The organism is Streptococcus mobilis, assembly GCF_059727625.1.
In genome coordinates, this window is record NZ_AP041823.1 from 1,998,926 (window position 1) to 2,020,697 (window position 21,772).

At 42.8% G+C, this 21,772-nt stretch carries 16 protein-coding genes; 2 read left to right on the forward strand and 14 right to left on the reverse strand.

What is annotated here, in order from left to right; genetic code table 11:
• Positions 1-43: 43 nt before the first annotated feature.
• The gene (locus AC6IZR_RS09615) at positions 44-901 is read left to right on the forward strand and encodes a 5'-nucleotidase, lipoprotein e(P4) family (RefSeq protein WP_070448942.1); all 858 of its coding nucleotides are present in this window, start codon (positions 44-46) and stop codon (positions 899-901) included.
• 58 nt (positions 902-959) lie between these two features.
• On the opposite strand, the gene glmS is transcribed toward AC6IZR_RS09615, so the two are convergent.
• The 12 genes from glmS to AC6IZR_RS09675 form a co-directional block, all read right to left on the reverse strand.
• On the reverse strand, positions 960-2,768 hold the full coding sequence (gene glmS, locus AC6IZR_RS09620) for a glutamine--fructose-6-phosphate transaminase (isomerizing) (protein ID WP_497848511.1): 1,809 nt from the start codon (positions 2,766-2,768) through the stop codon (positions 960-962).
• A gap of 373 nt (positions 2,769-3,141) precedes the next feature.
• On the reverse strand, positions 3,142-4,527 hold the full coding sequence (locus AC6IZR_RS09625) for a glycoside hydrolase family 1 protein (protein WP_497848512.1): 1,386 nt from the start codon (positions 4,525-4,527) through the stop codon (positions 3,142-3,144).
• Between the two features lie 134 nt (positions 4,528-4,661).
• Positions 4,662-5,357, reverse strand: a complete 696-nt coding sequence (locus tag AC6IZR_RS09630) for a gamma-glutamyl-gamma-aminobutyrate hydrolase family protein (RefSeq protein ID WP_497848513.1) — start codon at positions 5,355-5,357, stop codon at positions 4,662-4,664.
• Between the two features lie 178 nt (positions 5,358-5,535).
• Complete coding sequence (locus AC6IZR_RS09635; RefSeq protein ID WP_497848514.1) at positions 5,536-7,056, reverse strand: ABC transporter permease/substrate-binding protein; 1,521 nt, start codon at positions 7,054-7,056, stop codon at positions 5,536-5,538.
• Positions 7,049-7,777, reverse strand: a complete 729-nt coding sequence (locus tag AC6IZR_RS09640) for an ABC transporter ATP-binding protein (RefSeq protein WP_049491030.1) — start codon at positions 7,775-7,777, stop codon at positions 7,049-7,051. The genes AC6IZR_RS09635 and AC6IZR_RS09640 overlap by 8 nt, the downstream gene beginning before the upstream one ends.
• Entirely contained in the window at positions 7,770-8,624 is an 855-nt protein-coding gene (locus AC6IZR_RS09645) for an SDR family oxidoreductase (protein WP_497848515.1), read from the reverse strand. Before AC6IZR_RS09645 ends, AC6IZR_RS09640 begins: the two co-directional genes overlap by 8 nt.
• Before the next feature lie 18 nt (positions 8,625-8,642).
• Entirely contained in the window at positions 8,643-9,092 is a 450-nt protein-coding gene (locus AC6IZR_RS09650) for a MarR family winged helix-turn-helix transcriptional regulator (RefSeq protein WP_049514954.1), read from the reverse strand.
• A 307-nt stretch (positions 9,093-9,399) separates the two neighbouring features.
• Positions 9,400-9,813, reverse strand: a complete 414-nt coding sequence (locus AC6IZR_RS09655) for a YjdF family protein (protein WP_049514955.1) — start codon at positions 9,811-9,813, stop codon at positions 9,400-9,402.
• A 144-nt stretch (positions 9,814-9,957) separates the two neighbouring features.
• Positions 9,958-11,187, reverse strand: a complete 1,230-nt coding sequence (locus AC6IZR_RS09660; RefSeq protein ID WP_014633842.1) for an acyl-CoA thioesterase/bile acid-CoA:amino acid N-acyltransferase family protein — start codon at positions 11,185-11,187, stop codon at positions 9,958-9,960.
• Between the two features lie 57 nt (positions 11,188-11,244).
• Positions 11,245-11,700 (reverse strand): MarR family winged helix-turn-helix transcriptional regulator, encoded by a 456-nt coding sequence (locus AC6IZR_RS09665; RefSeq protein ID WP_014633841.1) that lies wholly within the window; start codon positions 11,698-11,700, stop codon positions 11,245-11,247.
• A gap of 98 nt (positions 11,701-11,798) precedes the next feature.
• Positions 11,799-14,300 (reverse strand): leucine--tRNA ligase, encoded by a 2,502-nt coding sequence (gene leuS, locus AC6IZR_RS09670; RefSeq protein WP_497848516.1) that lies wholly within the window; start codon positions 14,298-14,300, stop codon positions 11,799-11,801.
• Positions 14,301-14,423: 123 nt separating this feature from the next.
• Entirely contained in the window at positions 14,424-16,400 is a 1,977-nt protein-coding gene (locus AC6IZR_RS09675; RefSeq protein ID WP_497848517.1) for a peptide ABC transporter substrate-binding protein, read from the reverse strand.
• 165 nt (positions 16,401-16,565) lie between these two features.
• Here AC6IZR_RS09675 and AC6IZR_RS09680 point away from each other — a divergent pair, with 165 nt between their 5' ends.
• Positions 16,566-17,888: a DUF1958 domain-containing protein gene (locus AC6IZR_RS09680; RefSeq protein ID WP_497848518.1), complete on the forward strand. Its 1,323-nt coding sequence runs from the start codon at positions 16,566-16,568 to the stop codon at positions 17,886-17,888.
• A 450-nt stretch (positions 17,889-18,338) separates the two neighbouring features.
• On the opposite strand, the gene AC6IZR_RS09685 is transcribed toward AC6IZR_RS09680, so the two are convergent.
• Together AC6IZR_RS09685 and AC6IZR_RS09690 are read right to left on the reverse strand one after the other, a co-directional pair.
• Entirely contained in the window at positions 18,339-19,430 is a 1,092-nt protein-coding gene (locus AC6IZR_RS09685) for a glycerol dehydrogenase (RefSeq protein WP_497848519.1), read from the reverse strand.
• A gap of 402 nt (positions 19,431-19,832) precedes the next feature.
• Positions 19,833-21,728, reverse strand: a complete 1,896-nt coding sequence (locus AC6IZR_RS09690) for a M13 family metallopeptidase (protein ID WP_497848520.1) — start codon at positions 21,726-21,728, stop codon at positions 19,833-19,835.
• Between the last annotated feature and the right edge of the window lie 44 nt (positions 21,729-21,772).

The following is a 21,772-nucleotide window of genomic DNA, read 5'->3' on the forward strand; positions in this document are numbered from 1 at the left end:
AGAGTATAATTTTTATAGAAAAATTTTAAGGAGTGTACGGTTTATGAAAACAACAAAAACCACCTTTACCATCGTTTCTGCTCTTGCTTCTGTCATTTTACTGACGAGTTGTGGAAGCAACACCAACAAAACGCAAGAGACAAAAGCAAGCAGCACTAAAAATCAGGTAACAATGACCTATGATCAACAGCGCTCACAAGAAAATACCATGTCTGTTCTCTGGTACCAAAAGGCAGCAGAAACCAAGGCTTTGTATTTACAAGGCTACAATGTCGCTACTGACCGTTTGAAAGAGATCCTCCAAACGCCTTCTGATAAGCCATACTCAATCGTCTTGGATTTGGATGAAACTGTTTTAGACAACAGCCCTTACCAAGTTCAAAACGTCAAAGATGGTACGGCCTTCAATCCTAAAGATTGGGATGTTTGGGTGAAAAAAGCAGCCGCAAAAGCGGTGCCAGGTGCCAAAGATTTTCTTCAATATGCGGATCAAAACGGGGTTCAAATCTACTACATTTCTGACCGTACAACCTCTCAAGTAGATGATACCATCAAGAACCTTGAAAAAGAAGGCATTCCGGTTCAAGGACGTGACCACCTCATGTTCTTAGAAGATGGTGTCAAATCAAAAGAAGGCCGTCGCCAAGCTGTACAAGAAAAGACCAATCTTGTCTTGCTCTTTGGGGACAACCTAGTGGACTTTGCAGACTTCTCTAAGACATCCGAAGCTGATCGCGACAAGAAATTGGACGAATTGCAAAAAGAATTTGGTGAAAAATTCATCATCTTCCCAAATCCAATGTACGGATCATGGGAATCTGCTGTTTACCAAGGTAAAAAACTAGACGCCAAGGGACAAACAGAAGAACGCCTCAAAGCCTTGCAAGGTTTTGACAAATAAAGCAAACATCCTCGCTAGGAAAAACCTAACGAGGATGTTTTTTTCTATAATAACTAATTTATTCAACTGTTACAGACTTAGCAAGGTTCCGTGGTTTGTCGATATCGAGTCCACGATGAAGGGTTGCAAAGTAAGCAATCAATTGGGTTGGCACCACCATTGAGATTGGAGAGAGGTAAGGGTGAACCGCCGTCAAGACTAAATCATCTGTCTCTTTAGCGACATTTTCTTCTGCAATGGTTAAGACATGAGCCCCACGTGCTGCCACTTCTTGGATATTTCCACGTGTGTGGCTGGCTAGGACTGGATCAGATAAGAGAGCGATGACCGGTGTACCGTCTTCGATCAAAGCAATGGTACCATGTTTCAACTCACCCGCTGCGAAGCCTTCACATTGGATGTAAGAAATTTCTTTTAGTTTCAGACTAGCTTCCATGGCAACATAGTAATCTTGGCCACGGCCGATATAGAAAGCATTGCGGGTTGTTTCCAACAAGCCACGGACTTTTTCATCGATCACTTCTTTTTCTGAAAGGGTTGATTCGATCGATTGGGCAACGATAGACAATTCGTGCACCAAATCAAAGGCTTTGGCCTTCTCATTGCCATTGGCTTCCCCAACAGCTTTAGCCAGAAAGGCAAGGGCTGCGATTTGAGCCGTATAAGCCTTAGTAGAAGCTACCGCAATTTCAGGACCAGCATGGAGCAACATGGTCATGTCTGCTTCACGTGAAAGAGTTGAACCTGGAACATTGGTCACTGTCAAGCTTGGAATTCCCATTTCATTGGCTTTGACCAACACTTGGCGGCTATCGGCTGTTTCACCAGATTGGCTGATAAAGATGAAGAGTGGTTTCTTGCTGAGAAGTGGCATACCGTAGCCCCACTCAGATGAAATACCGAGTTCTACTGGGGTATCCGTCAACTCTTCCAACATTTTTTTAGAAGCAAATCCAGCATGGTAAGAGGTACCAGCCGCAAGGATATAGATCCGGTCTGCTTCTTGAACAGCCTTGATAATAGCTGGGTCTACCACTACTTGACCAGATTCATCTGTATAGGCTTGGATCAACTTACGCATGACAGTTGGTTGCTCATCGATTTCTTTAAGCATGTAGTATGGGTAAGTCCCTTTTCCAATATCAGAAAGGTCGAGTTCAGCCGTGTAGCTATCCCGTTCTTTGACGTTTCCATCATAGTCTTGAACTTCAACGCTGTCAGCCTTGACAATGACCAACTCTTGATCATGGATTTCCATGTATTGGTTGGTTTCACGAATCATGGCCATGGCATCCGAGCAGACCATATTGTAACCATCTCCAAGACCGATCAAAAGTGGTGATTTATTTTTTGCCACATAGATGGTGCTTGGATCTTCCGCATCCATCAAAGCAAAAGCATAGGCCCCACGGATGATGTGGAGGGCTTTTTTGAAGGCTTCAAGCGTAGATAAGCCATCTTCTTCAGCAAATTTTCCGATCAAGTGGGCAGCGATTTCTGTATCCGTTTGCCCTTTGAAATGGTGACCTGCTAGGTATTCTTCCTTGATTTCAAGGTAGTTTTCAATGACCCCATTGTGGACTAATACAAAGCGACCTGTTTCAGAGCGGTGTGGGTGAGCATTGTCCTCAGTTGGTTTTCCGTGAGTGGCCCAGCGGGTATGTCCGATCCCAGCTGTTCCTTCGACACCTTCTGCCTTAGACGACAATTCTGCAATGCGGCCAACTGCCTTTACCAATTGGCTCTTGCCTTCACTAGCCAGAAAAACACCCGCAGAGTCATAGCCTCGGTATTCGAGTTTTTCAAGTCCTTGAATCAAAATATCAGTAGCATTTGTATTTCCTACAACACCAACGATTCCGCACATAGTCTTTACGATATAGCCTTGCTATACTTTCCCCTTTACTTAGTCAAACGACCCATGGTCGATTTCTCAGTTACTTTAAAATTGGTCTAGTCTAATTTACCTAAAAAGCAACCAGCGGAGTCAGTATACAATGCTTCTTCCAGTTTGTCAACTAGGAAATTCAAGAAAATTGGTCTAGTTAAGTTAGCGTTAAGATTGAAGACAAAGTCATTTGAGAAAATTTCCACTGCAAGAAAAATGTCTGAAACAGAATGGTTTCAGACATTCGGAATAATTGAGAGTCAAACCGTTTGGGGAACTGTTTGACTCCAAGCTTTAAAACGACAATGCGAGGAGGCTCAATACGAATTGAAGATGGGCTACGGATCTCGATTTAGTCTTTAAATCCATTGGCTTGGCTTAGTTCTTTAAACCAATGGCCGGATTTTTTGAGGGTGCGTTTTTGACTTTCGAGATCCAACTCAACTAAACCATAGCGGTTCTTGTAGCCATTGAGCCAAGACCAGCAGTCAATAAAGGTCCAGATCAAATAGCCTTTACAATTGGCACCATCTTGAATAGCCCGATGGAGCTCACGAAGATGGTCTTTGACAAAGTCAATCCGGTAGTCGTCTTGGATCACTCCATCCTTGCGGAATTTTTCCTCTCCTTCGACCCCCATCCCATTTTCTGTCAGGATCCACTCGATATTGCCATAGTTTTCCTTGATATTTTTGGCAATGTCATACAGGCCTTGCTCATAGATTTCCCAACCACGGTGGGGATTAATCTTGCGACCTGGCATGACATAGGGTTCATAAAATTGCTCAAAGAGTAGGGGAGAAGCTGGATTCGGAGCATAACGAGGAGCTGCTACACGGAGTGGTTGGTAATAGTTAACACCTAGATAGTCGACGGTATTTTCCTCCATCAAGCGCAACTCAAAGGGATCATAATCTGGCAAGAGATCACGCTCCCGCAAGATCTCCACTAATTCTTGAGGATAGTGGCCAAGAACCGAAGGATCTAAAAAAGATTTGGCTTGAAAGAGCTCGGCGATACGAGCAGCTTTAATATCTTCTGGATGCTGACTCCGAGGATAGGCTGGTGTCAAATTGAGCACAATCCCGATCCGGGAATTGGGATCCACCTCGTGACAGGCCTTGACCGCTAGAGAGCTTGCTAACTGGGTGTGGTAGGCTACTTTTACAGCTGCAGCTGCATCTACCTTATGAGGAAAATGGGCATCATAAAAATAACCAAACTCCACAGGGACAATGGGTTCATTAAAGGTGATCCACTGGTCGACCAGATCCCCATAGGTCTTGAAACAAAAACGCGCATATTCCTGATAAGCATAGGCGGTTTCCTTGTTTTCCCAACCATCGCCCTGCTCTTGGAGAGCCATCGGCAAATCAAAATGATAGAGGTTAACCAAGAGGTGAATCCCTTTTTCCTTAATCTTTTCAAAGACACGACGGTAGAAATCAACGCCTGCTTGATTGATCTCCCCTCGGCCTTCTGGGAAAATGCGGGACCACTGAATAGACGTCCGAAAAGCTGTGTGGCCGGTTTCTAACAAGAGATCCAGATCGTCTTCCCAGTGTTCATAAAAAGTCGATGTTTTCTCCGGTCCCTGCTCTTGATAAAAGCGGTTGGGTTCGATCCTATACCAGTAATCCCAGAGATTGTCACCTTTTCCATCCTGCTCTAGACGCCCTTCTGTCTGTGGACCCGAGGTCGAACTCCCCCATAAAAAATCCTTTGGAAATTGATACATGTCCTAATCCTCCTCATTCTACTAGCTCTATTGTAGCGAATCCTCCTCCAAAACCTAGGCACAATTTACAGTCTTTCTTACGCAGATTAAAGAAAAAGCCCCTTAGGAAAAATTCCTAAGGAAGCTGGTCCTCATTATAAGTCATTCACGACATATTCAAAGAGCTTACGATCTGCTGGGCTCTTGTCAAAACGCAGTTCCGGATGCCACTGAACGCCGAGAAAACGACTCTCATCTGTGGATTGAACCGCCTCTATGACGTCGTCTTTGGGATCCCGCGCGATTACTTCTAAGCCATCTGCCAAGTCTTTGATACTTTGATGGTGAAAGGAATTGATGCGACTGGTCTTACCATAGATCTCTTGTAAAACCGTCTGATCCTTGGTCACCAGCTCTTGGCTGGTGTACTGACCTGGATTGTCCTGCCAATGGTGTTCAATGTCTTGATAAAGAGTTCCCCCTAGTGCGACATTGTAGAGCTGGGTCCCACGACAGATGGTAAAGATAGCTTTATTAGCCGCACGCGCTTCATCAATCAAGGCCAACTCAAAAAGATCACGTTTTAAGAGGTAGTCATCGCTATCAATGGTGATTTCTTCTCCATAAAACTTGGGCAAGACATTTTGACCACCAGTAATGATGAGCTTATCAATCATCGACATGTAGTGTTTGGCCATGTCCGCATCTCCAATTGGCAATATCAAGGGAATTCCTCCCGCCTCTTTGACCGCTTCGACAAAACCAGTCGCCGCATAACTCATGTTCGCGTCTGGATCATCTGGGAAGGGTCTTTCATTTCCTGTAATTCCAATCACTGGTCTTATTTTCATGCTTATTTCCATATTCTTTCATTCATTTTCAAGGCTTATTGTAACACAATTTTAAGCCAGACTCAATGGAGTTTTTTTGAAGAGAAGGTCTCCCCTTCTACCCCAAAAGCTTGCTGAAAGGATATAAAATTGCTTTCTATTAAAAAATTCTCAAGTGCAAAGACTTGAGAATGGTTTGTTAATTTTTCATCAACCCTTCTTTTACCAAAAAGTCACGCGCTACTTGAGTAGCTGGTTTCCCATCTACTCCGACTTGGTAGTTCATCTGACTCATTTGGCTCTCTGTGATTTTACCAGATAACTTATTAAGAATACCTTCCAATTCTGGATGTTTCTTAAGAAGAGCTTCTTTCATGAGGGGTGCTCCTTGGTAAGGTGGGAAGAGGTGTTGGTCATCCTCTAGAACAACTAGATCATATTGAGCAATTTCTGGGTCTGTTGAATAGGCATCTGTTATTTGGATATTGCCTTGTTGGATTGCCTCATAGCGAAGTGCCGGCTCCATGGTAGCTACATTAAGATTTAGTCCATAAACTGATTGAAGCCCTTTGTTTCCGTCCTCACGGTCGTTAAATTCCAACGTGAAACCAGCTTTAAGCTTGTCCTGAACTTTCTTGAGATCAGAAATCGTCTTCAGATTATACTCTTTTGCAATCTTTTTCGGAACAGCAATCGCATAGGTGTTTTGATAAGCCATCGGTTTGAGCAAGGCTAGATTGTCTTGTTTCTTTATCCCATCACGCGCAACCTTGAAAACTTCTTCAGAATCGTTGCTTACTTTAGGAGCTGGCTGCAAGAGAGAGCCTGTAATGGTCCCTGTAAATTCTGGATAGATATCGATATCACCCTTTTTAAGCGCTTGATAAAGGAAATCTGTCTTCCCAAAGTTAGGCTTAACCGTCACCGTCATGTCACTATTTTCCTCAATGAGAAGCTTGTACATATTCATGAGAATTTCAGGTTCAGGCCCCAATTTCCCAGCTATGACTAGATTTTCTTTTTCTTTCTGAGGAATCATGCTTGGAGCATAACTCGCTCCCAAACCAAGGAGCATTACCGCAAAAGCAGCAACAATCGTACGCAACTTTGCCTTTTCCAACCATTTGAGAATAACATTAAATAGAATGGCCAAAATGGCTGATGAGATTGCGCCGATTAAAATGAGACTAGCATTCCGACGATCAATCCCCAAAAGGATAAAGGAACCCAATCCTCCAGCTCCAACAAGAGCGGCTAAAGTCGCTGTCCCGATAATCATCACAGCTGCTGTCCGAATCCCAGACATGATGACGGGCATGGCCAAGGGAATCTCAAACTTCTTCAAGCGCTCCCACTTGGTCATCCCAAAGGCGATTCCCGCTTCTTCAAGACTTGGGTCAATCCCCTGCAAACCGGTGATGGTATTTTGGAGGATGGGGAAAATGGCATAGATGACGAGAGCTGTCAAGGCCGGAAGTGTTCCAATTCCCATGATGGGAATGAAGAGCCCCAAAAGGGCCATGGAAGGAATGGTCTGGAAGATCCCAGCTACCTGTAAAACCCAGTTGCTGGCTCTCTTGCGTGTACTTAAATAAATAGCTAATGGAACAGCTAGAAAAATAGCAAGGAGCAGGGTCAGTAATGACAGTTGCAAATGTTGCCCTAGTGCAGTGAGCCAGTCTCCAAAGCGTTCTTGAAAGGTTGCAAATAGTTTAGACATGGTGAGCACCTCCAAATAAATCCGCAACAAAGTCGTTGGCTGGTTGGGCTAGAATGGTCTCAGGATCCGCCACCTGCACAATCTCTCCTTCTTGTAACACCGCAATCCGATCGCCTAATTTCAAGGCTTCATCGGTATCGTGTGTAACAAAGATAGTGGTCATGCCGAACTCCTTGTGCAAGTCTTTGGTAAGAGCCTGCAACTGTTTGCGGGAAATGGCATCCAAGGCTGAAAAGGGCTCGTCCATCAATAGAATCTTTGGCTCCCCGATGATGGCCCGCACAATGCCAATCCGTTGTTGCTCCCCACCAGACAGCTCATGGGGTTTGCGATCGGCGTAATCAGAAGCTGGAAGGCCTACTTTTTCTAAAAATTCGACTGTTTTGGAAGCCACTCGCTCCTTGCCCCAGCCCTTCATCTCAGGAATGAGAGCGATATTTTCCGCAACTGTCAAATTAGGAAAGAGAGCAATGGCTTGAAGCACATAACCAGTAGACAGACGTAACTCTCGTTCATCATAGTCCTTGATGCGTTTCCCGTCCATATAAATATTGCCATCTGTCGGCTCCAAGAGACGGTTAATCATCTTGATCATGGTGGTCTTTCCAGATCCTGAAGGACCTACGAGGACCATAAATTCACCATCTTCAATACGGAGATTGACATCTTTTAAAATGTCCTTATCCGTGTAGCGCAAGGCTACATGTTTATATTCAATCATATTCTTCCTCAATAAGTTTTCTGTCTCTAAGAGTATCCAATAGGCTACTTGCCGGATGCCCTAGGACTTTTTCGATATCTGTTGAAACCCCAGCTTGTTCCCCAGCTTTAATCGCTGTATAAGTGCTGACCCAGGCATCGTACTCCCAAGTTTGTGCTGGCCATTTTTTCCGTGACTCATAAGCTTCTTCTACTGTTTCATCCACATACGCGATGGCGTCACCGGTCTCTTTTGAGAGAAGCGCTACGATTTCTTCTATGGAAAGATCCTCTGGCCCTGTCAGATTCAAGGTTTGATTTTCCCATTCCTTAGGATTTAAAAGAATTTCTGCTGCAACCCTAGATGTGTCCTTACGGGCAACAGCTGACACAAGACCATTGCCTGCCGGACCACGAATCTCTCCATTTTCAAGCGCCATATCAATCAGGAAGTCCAAGTAAAAATTATCTCTCAAAAAAGTGTAGGTGAACCCTAACTCCTTGATATAGGCTTCCGTCTGGGCATGATCTCGAGACAAGGTGAAAGTTGCCTTCTCATCTGCCCCATAAAAGGAGGTATAGACGATATGCTCTACTCCTGCTAGCTTTGCAGCATCTAAAAAGTCCTTGTGTTCCTTGACACGCTCTGGATTTTCCCGAGCAGAAACCATCAACAAGATATCAATACCCTTTAAGGCCTCAACCACCTCTGGTGTATTGGCATACACTATTTTACGAATTTCCGCTGACGCATAGATCTTTGCACGCTCTGGGCTTCGTGCTAGATGGACTGAAGCGATTCCCTTCTTATCGACAAGATTCGCCACATAAGAACCTAATTTCCCTGTTACCCCTGTAATACCAATCATAACTGTTACTTCCTTTCCTTAGATGTCATTCTCTTTAGCTTTTAGATTTGAGATAATCCGCTCTTGATAGGCCTCAAATTCTCGGATTTCTTGATCCGAAAATCCTTGATAGAAAATCTCCCCCAATTCTTTACTGACACGGTCTCCAATTTCTTTTTGTGCCCAACCGAGGTCTGTCAAAGAGATATATTTTTTCCTTTTATCCTGCGTGCAAGGTTGAATCGTAACCAAACCTTGTTCTTCCAATTTCTTAACCATGCTAGTCAATGTATTATTGGCTAGACCCGTCGCAAGAGCGATATCCGTAGCAGTTGCCCAACCATCCTCTTTTTCCCAAAGCACTGTTAAGATCTTACCTTGTTCACTTCTGTATTGAGCATCTGGCTCCTTACTCAAGAGTTTTTGAAAAAGTCGCCCATTTAACAAGCGTATTTGTAAAGCTTGGTAGCCCCCTTGCATATTGTCCATTTTGTCTCCTTTTTATTTCTATATCGAAATTTATATTTTCATTGTAATCCTTTCACTTACATTTGTCAATTGTTTCGATATCGAAATAAAAATCTAAGAATATTTCCACAGGATCCTTGAGGAACTTCAAAATACCAGATTTTTTAATCCTTTTACACCATCTTCCTTGGAAGAAAATCAACCTTTATACTCCTTTTCGAACGACACTGAGTTTGACATCTCTTCATTATCATGCAGAATGAAATTTGTTAAAAAAGCCTCGGTAGGGTTCTTCCTACCGAAGCTTTTTTGATGAAAGAGATAAGGGTTAATGTCCTTTATGCTTCTCTCTTCGTTTTTGCTGTTTGCGTTCAAATTTCTCTTGTTCGAGCAATTGCTTTTGGACACTAGATTGATGTTTTGAAATCTTTTTTCTTTCCTCATACTGCAACTGTAATAGTTCTTTCGACTTGGAAGAAACTTTCTGATTTACTTGTTTCTTCACCATTCGCTGTAATCGTTTAGGATTCTTGATTTTTACATGTTGCTTAACTATAGCTTCTGGACTAAAAGATAATTGAGTAAACTGAGTCTGTAAGATCTCTAGAATTTCATCATCTTTTGGCTCCTGACCAAATGTCACACGACAAACTTGATAAGTTTCTCGATAGACTTGTTCGAACAAACCATGCCAAAATCCATCTTCAAAATAAACTGTCAATCCAATTGAAATTGTTTCCACGACAGCACCTCCTTAAATCTATCCCTAAGAATGGACAACCAAGGAGGAAGGTTACTGATAGGCTTGCCTACGTCTGGACTACCAACCAGAACTGTGTTTTTATCTTAGTTGGAACTATTATAGCATATTTATAATCTATTTTTATTACTTCTTCAAATACCTATCAAAAAAATGAATCGTAGCCAACCAAGAATCCTTACTCTCTTCCATCAGTAAACACCAATCTTTTCGATAACGATGATTTGGTTGATAAGACACCGTCAACATGTGACCTGTTTCATGATATTTTTTAAATGTAATGTAGTGGCCTTTATAATGTGAGACAATATCATCAATCGCTGACGAGGCATCCCATATTTCATCAACAGTACTTCCGAGCAATAAGATTGGTGAATGCATTTGACCAATATCTATCCTAGCAGAGCAATCTTTAGGGAAGTTTTTTCTAAAAAATTTACTGAATAGATAATCTCCAAGTCGAAACTTTTGATAGGGAAGTTCTTTTTGCAAATGCGTCCAAGAAGAAGTATGAGAGTTCCATTTCCCTTTTATCCCTTCATATACCACATCAGAGGGTGAATTTAGTACCAAACATTGAACGTCATTAAAAAGGCTCTCCTCAGCTAAAACGAATTCTGCTCCCTTAGACCGTCCATATATTCCAATTTTTTCACTATCTACTTGGGGATGCTGACGTAGATAATCCTTTGCTTCCACAAGGCACTCTAAAGGAATACGCTCCAAATGTTTTGGTAACCCCTCTAAACCAAAATAAGCTATCGCAAGACAAATATAGCCTCTAGAAGATAAAAGCTGAGCTATATTCTGTGCCTTTTCAATCCGTCCTTCACTACCGCTCACAATAATCACGGCTGGCGCCTTTCTTAACTTTTTATCATAAAATAATCGACCTTGAAAATGTTTCCCGTAAATATCTTGATGACTAATTTGCGAACTCATGTAATGTCTTGTGAAAGTTCTCTCTGCAATGACAGTATTTCCTTGCATAATTTTGATATCCACAAAAAAATGATCTAATAAGGGAATTTCAGAAAGAGAGTTTGGAAGTTTCTTTCTCTCATTGGTTAAGGGCTTAGCATTAAAAAATAGTCCCATTGTTGAAATGCCTTCATAAGAGCCAGAACAAGATGGAGTTTGTGAAATATCAATAATACCATTCTTATCTGATACAAAAGTCCCTGTTGATCTCCATAAAACATCATGGGCTAAAAGCATGGGGGCATTGATACAATAATAATCAGTTAGGTACATCTCGACTCTATATGTTTCTCTTGGTTTTAAGCCATTGATGACAATATTAAAAGATTCGTCTGCTAACTCAGACTCTGAGATAAGTTCAATTTGTATATTCATATCTTCCTCTTTTTTGTTAATGTAATTAACAATGTAGTTTTAAAATTACCGTGATTTTTACCACGGTAATTCTCGCCATACCTGTTCAACATCATCCATCAGTTTCATAACCATTTGAAGGTCCTCATCACTATAGTTTCTTAAAACTGAAAAAATGGTTTTTTCAATATGTTCTTGCTGCTCTTTATGGATGTTAAAAACTTCAACCCCTTTTTTGGATAATATCAGATATTTATTTTTTTCATTATCCTGTGCAAATTCAAAAGTAACGAGGTCTTTCTTGGTTAAACGTCTAACACTCTGAGTAATAGCGCTCCTTGATACTTCAAGTAACTCAGATAATTTCACTAGATTCACAGGCTGATTCCGACCTATTAGATCAATCAAATGGACTTCATTAATAGTGATTGATTTATCAATACTATTCCTATGCTGATCCTTTTTCAACTGTTCAAAAGCTAAAGCAAAGCTGTTAAAACGATTATTAAACTTATGCAGTTCTTTCTTATTCATAGTTTCCTTCTTTTTGTTAATGATATTAACAAAATATCGTTTTCTTGTCAAGAAGAGTCAAAAATCCTCCAGAACTTAGCTCTGAAGGAATTTTAATTTTATTTCACAACGATGTTAACAAGTTTGTTCGGTACACTAATCACTTTCACGATTTCTTTGCCATCAATCTCTGCCTTGACTTTGTCGTCAGCTAGAGCGACTTCTTGCAATTCTTCACGAGAAAGGTCTTTTGCGACCATGAGTTTAGCACGGACTTTTCCTTTGATTTGAACGACGATTTCGATTTCGTCTTCAATCAATTTTCTTTCGTCCCATGTTGGCCAAGCTACGTAAGAGATTGACTCACCTGTTGCTGCCACTGTTTGCCAGAGTTCTTCTGCCAAGTGAGGGGCAAATGGAGCAATCAATTGGATGAAGCCTTTGGCGTAATCCACATAGAGTTTATCTTCCTTGTTAGCAGCATTGACAAAGACCATGAGCTGGGCAATGGCTGTGTTGAATTTCATAGACTCAATTTGCTCTGTGACAGCTTTAACGGTTTCGTTATAAACCTTGTCTAGAGCACCATTGTTTTCCGCAACGATTTCTTTACTTGTGATCAAACGGTACACACGGTCGAGGAATTTACGGTTTCCTTCCAAGCCTTCTTCAGACCAAGCGATCGAAGCATCAAGTGGTCCCATGAACATTTCATAGACACGAAGGGTATCGGCACCGTATTGTTCCACCACATCGTCTGGGTTGACCACGTTCTTGAGGGATTTAGACATCTTAGCTGGTGCTTGCTCCAATTCTTCCCCTGTTTCCACATGGAAGAAGGAACCGTCACGTTTTTCAACCTTGTCAGTCGCCACAAGAGCTCCACGGTGGTCACGGTAGCTGGTTCCCAAGATCATTCCTTGGTTAAAGAGTTTTTGGAATGGCTCTTTAGTCGGTACAACACCAAGGTCATAGAGGAATTTGTGCCAAAAACGAGCGTAAAGCAAGTGAAGTACGGCATGTTCTGCACCACCCACATAGATATCTACTGGCAACCATTGTTTGAGGAGGTCCTCATCAGCCAATTTTTCTGTATTATGTGGGTCGATATAGCGGAGGTAGTACCAGCTTGAACCTGCCCATTGTGGCATCGTATTGGTCTCACGACGACCTTTGACGCCATCTTCACGAGTCACTTCCAGCCAGTCTGTCAAGTTAGCTAGTGGGCTTTCACCAGTACCTGAAGGGCGGATGTCCTTGGTGACTGGCAAGACAAGTGGGAGGTCACTTTCTGGAACGGCTGTTGAAGTGCCATCTTCCCAATGAATGATTGGGATTGGTTCACCCCAGTAACGTTGACGGCTAAAGAGCCAGTCACGGAGACGGTAGGTAACTTTTTCTTGACCGAAGCCTTTTTCTTCCAACCAAGCCACGATTTTAGCAATCGCTTCTTCTTTGTTAAGACCGTTCAAGAAGTCTGAGTTGACGTGAAGGCCATCTTCTGTGTAAGCAGCTTCTGCTACATTTCCACCTTCCAAGACTTCTACGATTGGAAGGCCAAACTGGTTAGCAAATTCCCAGTCACGCTCATCGTGGGCAGGTACGGCCATAACAGCACCTGTACCGTAGCTAGCAAGAACGTAGTCCGCAATCCAGATTGGGATTTCTTTGCCATTGACAGGGTTGATGGCATAAGCACCAGTCCAAACCCCTGTTTTTTCCTTGGCAAGGTCTGTACGAGCCAAGTCTGATTTAAGGCTAGCTTGGTGTTTGTAGTCCGCTACAGCCTCAGCTTGTTCAGATGTCGTGATGGCATCTACTAGTTCATGTTCAGGCGCCAAAACAGTGAAGGTCGCACCGAAAAGAGTATCTGGCCGTGTCGTAAAGACGGTGAATTCCTTGTCTGTTCCTTTCACCTTGAAAGTGACATTGGCACCAGTTGATTTCCCAATCCAGTTGCGTTGCATATCCTTGATAGACTCTGGCCAGTCAAGCTCATCCAAGTCGTTGAGCAAACGTTCCGCATAGGCAGTGATTTTAAGCATCCATTGGCGCATTGGTTTGCGGACAACTGGATAGCCCCCACGCTCAGATGTTCCATCTGGAAGAACTTCTTCGTTGGCGATAGCTGTTCCTAGTTCCTCAACCCAGTTTACGGGCACTTCCGCTTCATAAGCCAAGCCTTTTTCGTAAAGCTTAGTGAAGATCCATTGCGTCCACTTGTAGTAGTTCGGATCTGTCGTATTGACTTCACGGCCCCAGTCGTAAGAGAAGCCAAGCGCATTGATTTGGCGTTTGAAGTTGGCGATGTTTTCTGCTGTGAATTCTGCTGGGTCATTCCCTGTATCCATAGCGTATTGCTCAGCAGGCAAACCAAAAGCATCCCATCCCATTGGGTGAAGGACATTGTAACCTTGCGCACGTTTGAAACGGCTAAGGATATCAGTCGCTGTGTAGCCTTCTGGGTGTCCTACGTGAAGACCCGCTCCAGATGGGTAAGGGAACATGTCCAATGCATAAAACTTAGGTTTTGAAGCATCTGTTCCTGTCTTAAAAGTGTGATGGTCAGCCCAGTATTGTTGCCACTTAGGCTCGATTTCTTTATGATTGTAAAAACTCATAGCGTCTCTCCAATTTTCGTGATGCTCCTATTATACCATTTTTAGGCGATTTTTAAAGGTTCAGACAAAGAAAAAGACAGGTCCCATACGGGACCTGTCTCTCCTGTTTTCTTCAAGAAAAGTCTATTTCACATGCTTTTCAAGTTCTTCTTGCGCTTTTTTATTGGATTTTTCTTTTTCTTTCTTCCATTGATCACGCGCTTTGTCGTAGTCTTTAGCCGATACGACCTTGTCTTGAACTTCTAAATATTTATAGTTGAAGGATTGACCCTTGTGGCCTGTCCAAGCAAAGGCTGCAGAGTATGGTACAGTTTTACGAACGACTGGAGAAGCTCCATCTGAATGGATCGGAATCAAGAGGGCACTATCGGTCAACCAAGCTTGAGCGGCAGCATATTTTTCGTAACGCTTGTTCACATCTTTGGTTTCATTGTGCGCATCTTCGATCAATTGATCATATTCATCAAAACCAGCTGCTTTTGCGGCTGCATTATCCGTACCAGCATCGAATCCAAAGTAAGAATTGGCGTTTTCGCCGGATTTACCACTAGTGATGTCGATGTAAGAAGATGGGTCCGTATAGTCTGGTCCCCAACCCAAGTTATTGTTCAAATCCCAGTCTTGTTGCGAAGCACTTTCAGCAAAGTAGGTAACCCGTTGCAGATCATCCTCAGAAATCATATTCAAATCAATGACAATATTTTCTGCTCCCAATGTAGACTCAACTGATTGTTTAAAGGATTGGGCCTGTTTAATTCCTTCCGTATAAGTAGAAGAAGTTGGAAGGTCCAAATGAATTGGGAATTCAACTCCTTGAGCCTGCAAGTCTGCCTTGGCTTTGGCAAACTCTTCTTTGGCCTTGTTTGGATTGTAGAGGGTGTCTTTTCCATCTGCGACAGAGACCCCTTTCCATTCATCCCCATAAGCTTCCAAGTCTTTTTCTACTGCATCACCAAATTGTTTGCCATCGATTTGGACAAAGTTTGGTGGCGTAAAGGTATTACGGATAACCTTATTGGCACCCGCTTCCCCGTTAGTTTGCGCTACATAAGCCTTGCGGTTGAAGGCAAACATAATGGCTTGACGGAAGTCTTTATTTAAGATTGCTTTCTTAGTTGAAGTCTTTTGAGCATCAGTAGTCTTCTTTGTGATTTCATAAGCCTGACGGTCAATATTGAAGGAAAGATTATAGGTTGAGGAACCTTGGTCAGTAAAGACGATATCGTCCTTATGCTTCTTCTCTACACTCTTAAAGTTGGAACCATTTGGGAAAACACGGGCAACTGTATAGTCGCCGTTATCAAACCCACGAATCAAGGATTCTGAGTCTTGTCCATCATAATAGGTCAGCTTCACTTTACTGATCTTAACATTATCTGCATCCCAGTATGTTGGGTTCTTTTCCAATATCGCAGAAGATTTAGAAGTGATGGACTTGATCAAATAAGGACCGCAGTAGAGGATACTAGATGGAGAAGTTCCTTGACCATAGTCATCTCCTTTAGATTTCAGGAATTCTTCATTGACTGGCATCAAGATCCCCATCGTAGTCTTAGAATTCCAGAAACTTTCTGGTTGGCTCAAGGTATATTGAACGGTATAATCATCAATAGCCTTTACTCCAACAGTTGAGAAATCAGATGTTTTCCCTGATACATAATCATCCAAGCCTTTGACAGATTTTTGGACCAAGTAAATCGCTTGTGATTTCTTGTCTGCCGCGTGTTTGAGACCTGTGACAAAGTCTTTGGCCTTGACTTCTCCATATTCTTCCCCTTCAGAAGTCATCCATTTGACCCCTTTACGGAGTTTATAAGTATAGGTCAATCCATCCTTGGAAACAGTCCAGTCTTTAGCAAGCGATGGGATCAAGTTCCCGTACTTGTCCACTTCCAACAAGCCATCTATCGCATTTCCTGTAAACTCGGAAGTCGATTTTTTATTAGAAATCGAATAGTCGAGAGTATCCGGATCCTGGGTATAGACATAGCTAAAAGTCTGTCCGCCGGAACTTCCAGATTTTCCTCCTGAGCAGGCTGCCAGTACACCAGCTGATAAAAGCAGAGCGCTGGTCGCTAAGAGTACCTTCCCTTTGTTCATATAAATCACCTCATTGTAAAAAATGTTATACTCAATTTAAATTATAGCACTTTCTAGGGAAATGTAAACGCTTTTACTGCGAAATTATTCTATTTTTTCTTTATTTTTTCAATTTCTACTTTTTCTAGAATTTTTTCAAGTTGAATCTCTGGCCTGTATGATATAATGGAATCTATGAATTATGGGAAACATTTACACAAACGACTAAAACACAGCCTCTTGTCCCTCCTTGTAGGAGTCTTGACATTAGGCCCTATTTCCACTGCTTTTGCGGACGACATCTACCAGCAAGAAGATGTCATGAAAATCGCAGCTGATGCTGGACTGGTATTGGACGATTTTTACAAGCCCAAGGCCGACATCGTCATCGACGCCAATACTGGAGCTATATTGTACGGAGACAATATCGACACGGTCCGAGACTCAGGAAGCATGGCCAAGCTCATGAGTGCCTACGTGGTCTTTCGAGCCCTTAAAGAAGGCAAGATCAAGTACGATACCGTGGTCACAGCAACAGAGGCAGACCAAGCCATCTCAGAAAACAATCTGTTAAGTAACTCACCTATTGTAGCTGGTGTTGACTACAAGGTATCTGAATTGATCAAGATGCTCTTTGTTCCATCTTCTAGTGCGGCCGTGATTATGCTCGCCAACGCCGTCACTGACAATGATCCCGATAAGTTTTTGGACTTAATGAATCAGTACGCACAAGAAATGGGAATGAGCCATACCAAATGGCACAATCCAAATGGGGCGATGATCTCGGTCCTTCAGGGCTACTACAATCCTCAGCGCTACGATGTCAATGCCAATAACGAAATTACAGCGCGAGACATGTCTATTCTGGCTTATCACATCGTAAACGACCTGCCAGAAATGTTGGAATACACCAAGCAAGCTCACACCACCATCATGGAAGGAACCCCTTACGAGCAAAGCTATGATAATTACAACACTTCCCTCGAAGGTGGAAAGTTCGCCCTCAAAGGAACAGATGGACTCAAGACCGGATCCAGCCCGACTGCTGACTACAACTACACCGCGACAACCAAGCGGGGTAAACAACGGATTATCGAAGTGATTTTGGGGGTTGGGAACTACGATGTAGAGATCGCCGAAAGCTACCGCAATCAGATCGGAAATACCTTGGCTGAGAAAATGTTCGCAGACTACCAGTATAAAAAAGTCCTTTCTGCAGGTGAACATAAAATCGACGGAAAGACCATTCAACTGAAACAAGACTTTTATGCGACCGTTAAGAAGGGGACGAAGCCAGCGCTGAAACTGGAAGACAACCGCCTAGTCGTCCAGAACGGCTTGCAACAGGTATCCCCAAGCATTAAAGCTGGGATGGCCGTAAGTGAGTCTAAAACAACGAACTCTAGCAGTAAAAGCAAGGGACTAGATGCCATGTGGCTCTTCTGCTTCCTGCCTGCCGGAATTTTATACCTGATCTTTAAACAAACCGATCCAAAAAGAAGAAAATAGAGAAAGAACTCCCATTACCATAAGGTATGGGAGTTCTTGGTTTGTTGACAAAGTCATCTTAGAAACTTTCCTTAGGTGAGTACGGACGTCAGCGAACTTCGAAAATGTTCCATGACTAAATCAAGATACAAAGGGCGTCTGCGGATAAAGTCAAAATAGGAAGTTTGACGCAGAATCTTTTGATTCTAGGAGAACTTATCTTTTTGACACAATCCGTAGCCCGTGTTCAATTCGTTTTGTGCCCCTTCACTTTTCAATTTTTGGGCTCAGACTAAAACTCCTGAGTGCTAGAAACAATCGTGTTTCTAGCACTTTTCTCACGGCGGAAAGTTCCTAAGTATTTTTAATGAGCCTTAAAAAGGATCTCATTTTAATTTTTTAGACATCCATTAGTTTGTTTGATGTAAAAAAACGGTTTGTATACATTCTAGGTGAATGACTAATGTTTACTTAGGCCAAACCTTGAACGTAGGCATCTACTGCTACGATGGCTTGGGCAATATCAGAAGCCTTCACCTCAAATGGCATTTGATGGATGGTTTCTCCTTCGATGGTGGCCTGTTGGCCAACCTTGAGAAGATCTTCATAACTTGCAGTTTCAAGATGCATTTCTTTCAGAGTGGTTGGCATACCAATTTGTTGATAGAAACGAATGTATTTGTTCAATTCTTCTTTAGGACGGTTTTCCAAGAACAATTGAACCAAGGTTCCATAGGCTACTTTTTCACCATGAGTCAAATGGTGGATGTCCCCAGTAAGGGCAGTAAAGCCATTATGGATGGCGTGAGCCGCTGCTAATCCCCCACTTTCAAATCCAATACCACTGAGAAGGGTATTAGCTTCAATAATGTTTTCAAGAGCAGGCGTTACAACTTTGGCTTCACAGGCTGCCATAGCTTGGAGACCGTCTGCAAATAAGGTTTCTTCACAACGTTGTGCAATAGCGACACCCGCTAGAGTTTGGTGCTTCCCTAACATAGTTTTTCCGTTGGCTTGAAGGACTGCACGCGCTTCGACCCAAGTCGCTAATCCATCTGCGATACCAGAAGCAAGCAAGCGTTTTGGTGCTTGAGAGATCACCTTGCTATCCACCAAGACCAATTCTGGGTTTTTTGAGTAGAAGATATAGCGCTCAAAGGCACCCTCATCTGTATAAATAACAGACAAGGCTGAAACTGGGGCATCTGTAGAAGCGATGGTAGGAGCAATCACAACTGGTGATTTTAAAAGATCGGCAATAGCTTTAGCACTATCGATAGTCTTTCCTCCACCTAAACCAATAATCAAGTTACAACCTTGCTCTTTCCCTAAAGAAACAACACGATTGATTTCATTGTCTGAAGCTTCTCCATTAAAGAAGACTGGTAAAACCGTGAGCCCATTTTGACCAAGGTATTCTTCAAAACGCTTCCCTACGATATCATAGACCACTGAATCACATAGCAAAACAGGGTGAGTCCCTAATTCTGAAATAGATTGCGCATTTTCAAATAAGGCATTTTCCCCTTGAATGTAACGTGACGGACTTGCAAAATTTCTCATAGTCTGCTCCTTTAAAATTTATTTAGTTCACACTCATAGTAGCATTTATTTCTATGAAATTCAAAGAATTATACAAGGCTCCAATCAATTAAATTTATCTGTTCACGCAGTCATTGGAAACGTTTCATTTTTATTTGATGAATCTTATTATCAAAAATCCCCAAAGCTAGTTTCAGTAGGTTGAAACTTGGCTTTGGGGATTTTTATTTTTTTCACGAGCGATCAAGAAAATCAATCGCCTAACTGAAGTCAAGACTACTTCCTTTGATCAACAAAACTAGTATCGCGAAATTGAACTCGCCCTAAAAGCGTCGAGAAAAAGAGAGATTGACTGGTGGGCCTGGCCCACATGGTCAATCTCCTATTTTCTTCTCGCTTTTTTTACGGGCTTAGTATCTTAGACTACCAAATGATCACACGGTCTTCTGGTGCACGCCACATGCCGTCGCCTTCTTTGACATCAAAGGTTTCAAAGAATTCGTCAAAGTTTGGTAATTGGACATTGGTACGGAGTTTTCCTGGTGCGTGGACATCGACACTTGCGAGGAGTTGCATGTACTCTGTCCGGGCTTTCATGCGCCAGATGCGAGCAAAGTTGGTGAAGAATTCTTCTGCTGAGAAATCTTCCTCTTTCTTAGCGGCTTCAAGGGCTGCAGCGATACCGCCAAGGTCTGCCACGTTTTCAGAAACGGTCAATTTCCCGTTGATCTTGGCACCGTAAGAGTCTTGGCCTTCAAACTGATCGATGACCTTTTGCGTGCGAGCGGTAAAGGCTTCGTAATCTTCTGGTTTCCACCAGTCTTTCAAGCTACCGTGCTCGTCAAAGGAAGCTCCATTGGTGTCAAAGGCGTGGGAGATTTCATGGGCAATGACTGCACCGATTCCTCCGTAGTTGGCTGATGATGATTGGTGAAGGTCATAGAAAGGTGCTTGTAAAATCGCTGCTGGGAAGACGATTTGGTTCTGTTGCGGATCATAGTAAGCATTGACCAGATGGGCTGGCATGTGCCATTCGCTCCGATCAACTGGTTGGTTCCACTTGCTCCAAGTATGGGCAATGGAAATTTCATAAAGAGCTTGAGCATTTTCAACCAAGGTTTTGCTTTCGTCGATGATCTTTTTGGCATACGTTTCTGGTAATTTTTCAGGGTAGCCAATATGGGGTGTGATGACATTGAGTTTGACGATGGCTTTTTCGCGAGTTTCAGGAGCGAGCCAGTCTGCTTTTTCTAAGCGCTCCTTGTAGACGTCAATCATGGTCGCTACTTTATGCTCTACGTCTGCTTTTGCTTCTGGTGAGAATTTTTCTCCAGCATACCAGAGTCCTAGCGCTTGGCTATAAGGTCCTTCTGCCAAGGCCAGAGCTGCTTTTTCTTTTGGACGAGGTTCTGGAATCCCCGTGATGATCCGTCCATATTCACCAGACAAGACACGGATTTCTTCGGTCAAGAAAGACGTCCAATCTAAGGCTGCACCGAGTTTCAATTTGGCATGAATGGTTTCCCAGTTGACTGCCGAGTAGTATTTTGGCGCGAATTCCTTCCAGAAACGCTCTTCTGGCACGATGATTTTATCTGGTGTTTGTCCGATCACTTCTGTAAAGAAGGTATCGAGTGGCAATTCTGGAACCAAGGCCTTGAAATCTGCCCACTCATAAGGATGGTAGAGTTTGTTGTACTCGGATCTTTCTTCGTTTGATAAGACATATTTGGCCAATTCTGCATCCGCCGCAATCACTTTATCCAGAATGTCTTTGATTTCTTCCTCTGAGAAATCAAATTTTGGTAAGAGTTTTTCCATCATTTGGCGCCAGATAGCCAGTAATTCTGGGCCTTTTTCATTGCCTTCTTCATAGTAGGTCGTATCTGGCAAGATGAGAGCAAGAGACTCTCCCCACAAGACATTCATTTGGGCATTCATAAAGTCTGGTGACACGCTAAATGGCATGAGATTTGGTTTGCCAGCTAGTTCATAGGTACCCAACTTGCTGGTATAGTCTTCAAAAGAAGACAGGGCCTTGATTTCATTGATCAAGGGCATGACTGGTGCCACACCAGCTGCTTCCCGGGCATCAAAATCTGCCACCATTTTGTGGTATTTGACAAAGTTTTGCAGAATACTGTCTTCAGGCAGCTCTTCTCCTCGTTGCCATTTTCCAGTGATATCCAACATCAAGTTTTCGATATCTTGGATCAAGTCCATAAAACCACCAGTTGACGGTTTGTCATCAGGGATCACAGCTGTCTCAGCCCATTCCCCATTGACGTAATCATAAAAATCATCTTGTAAACGTACCATGATCTTCTCGCTTTCATTCTTTTCTAATAACCTTATCAAAAATA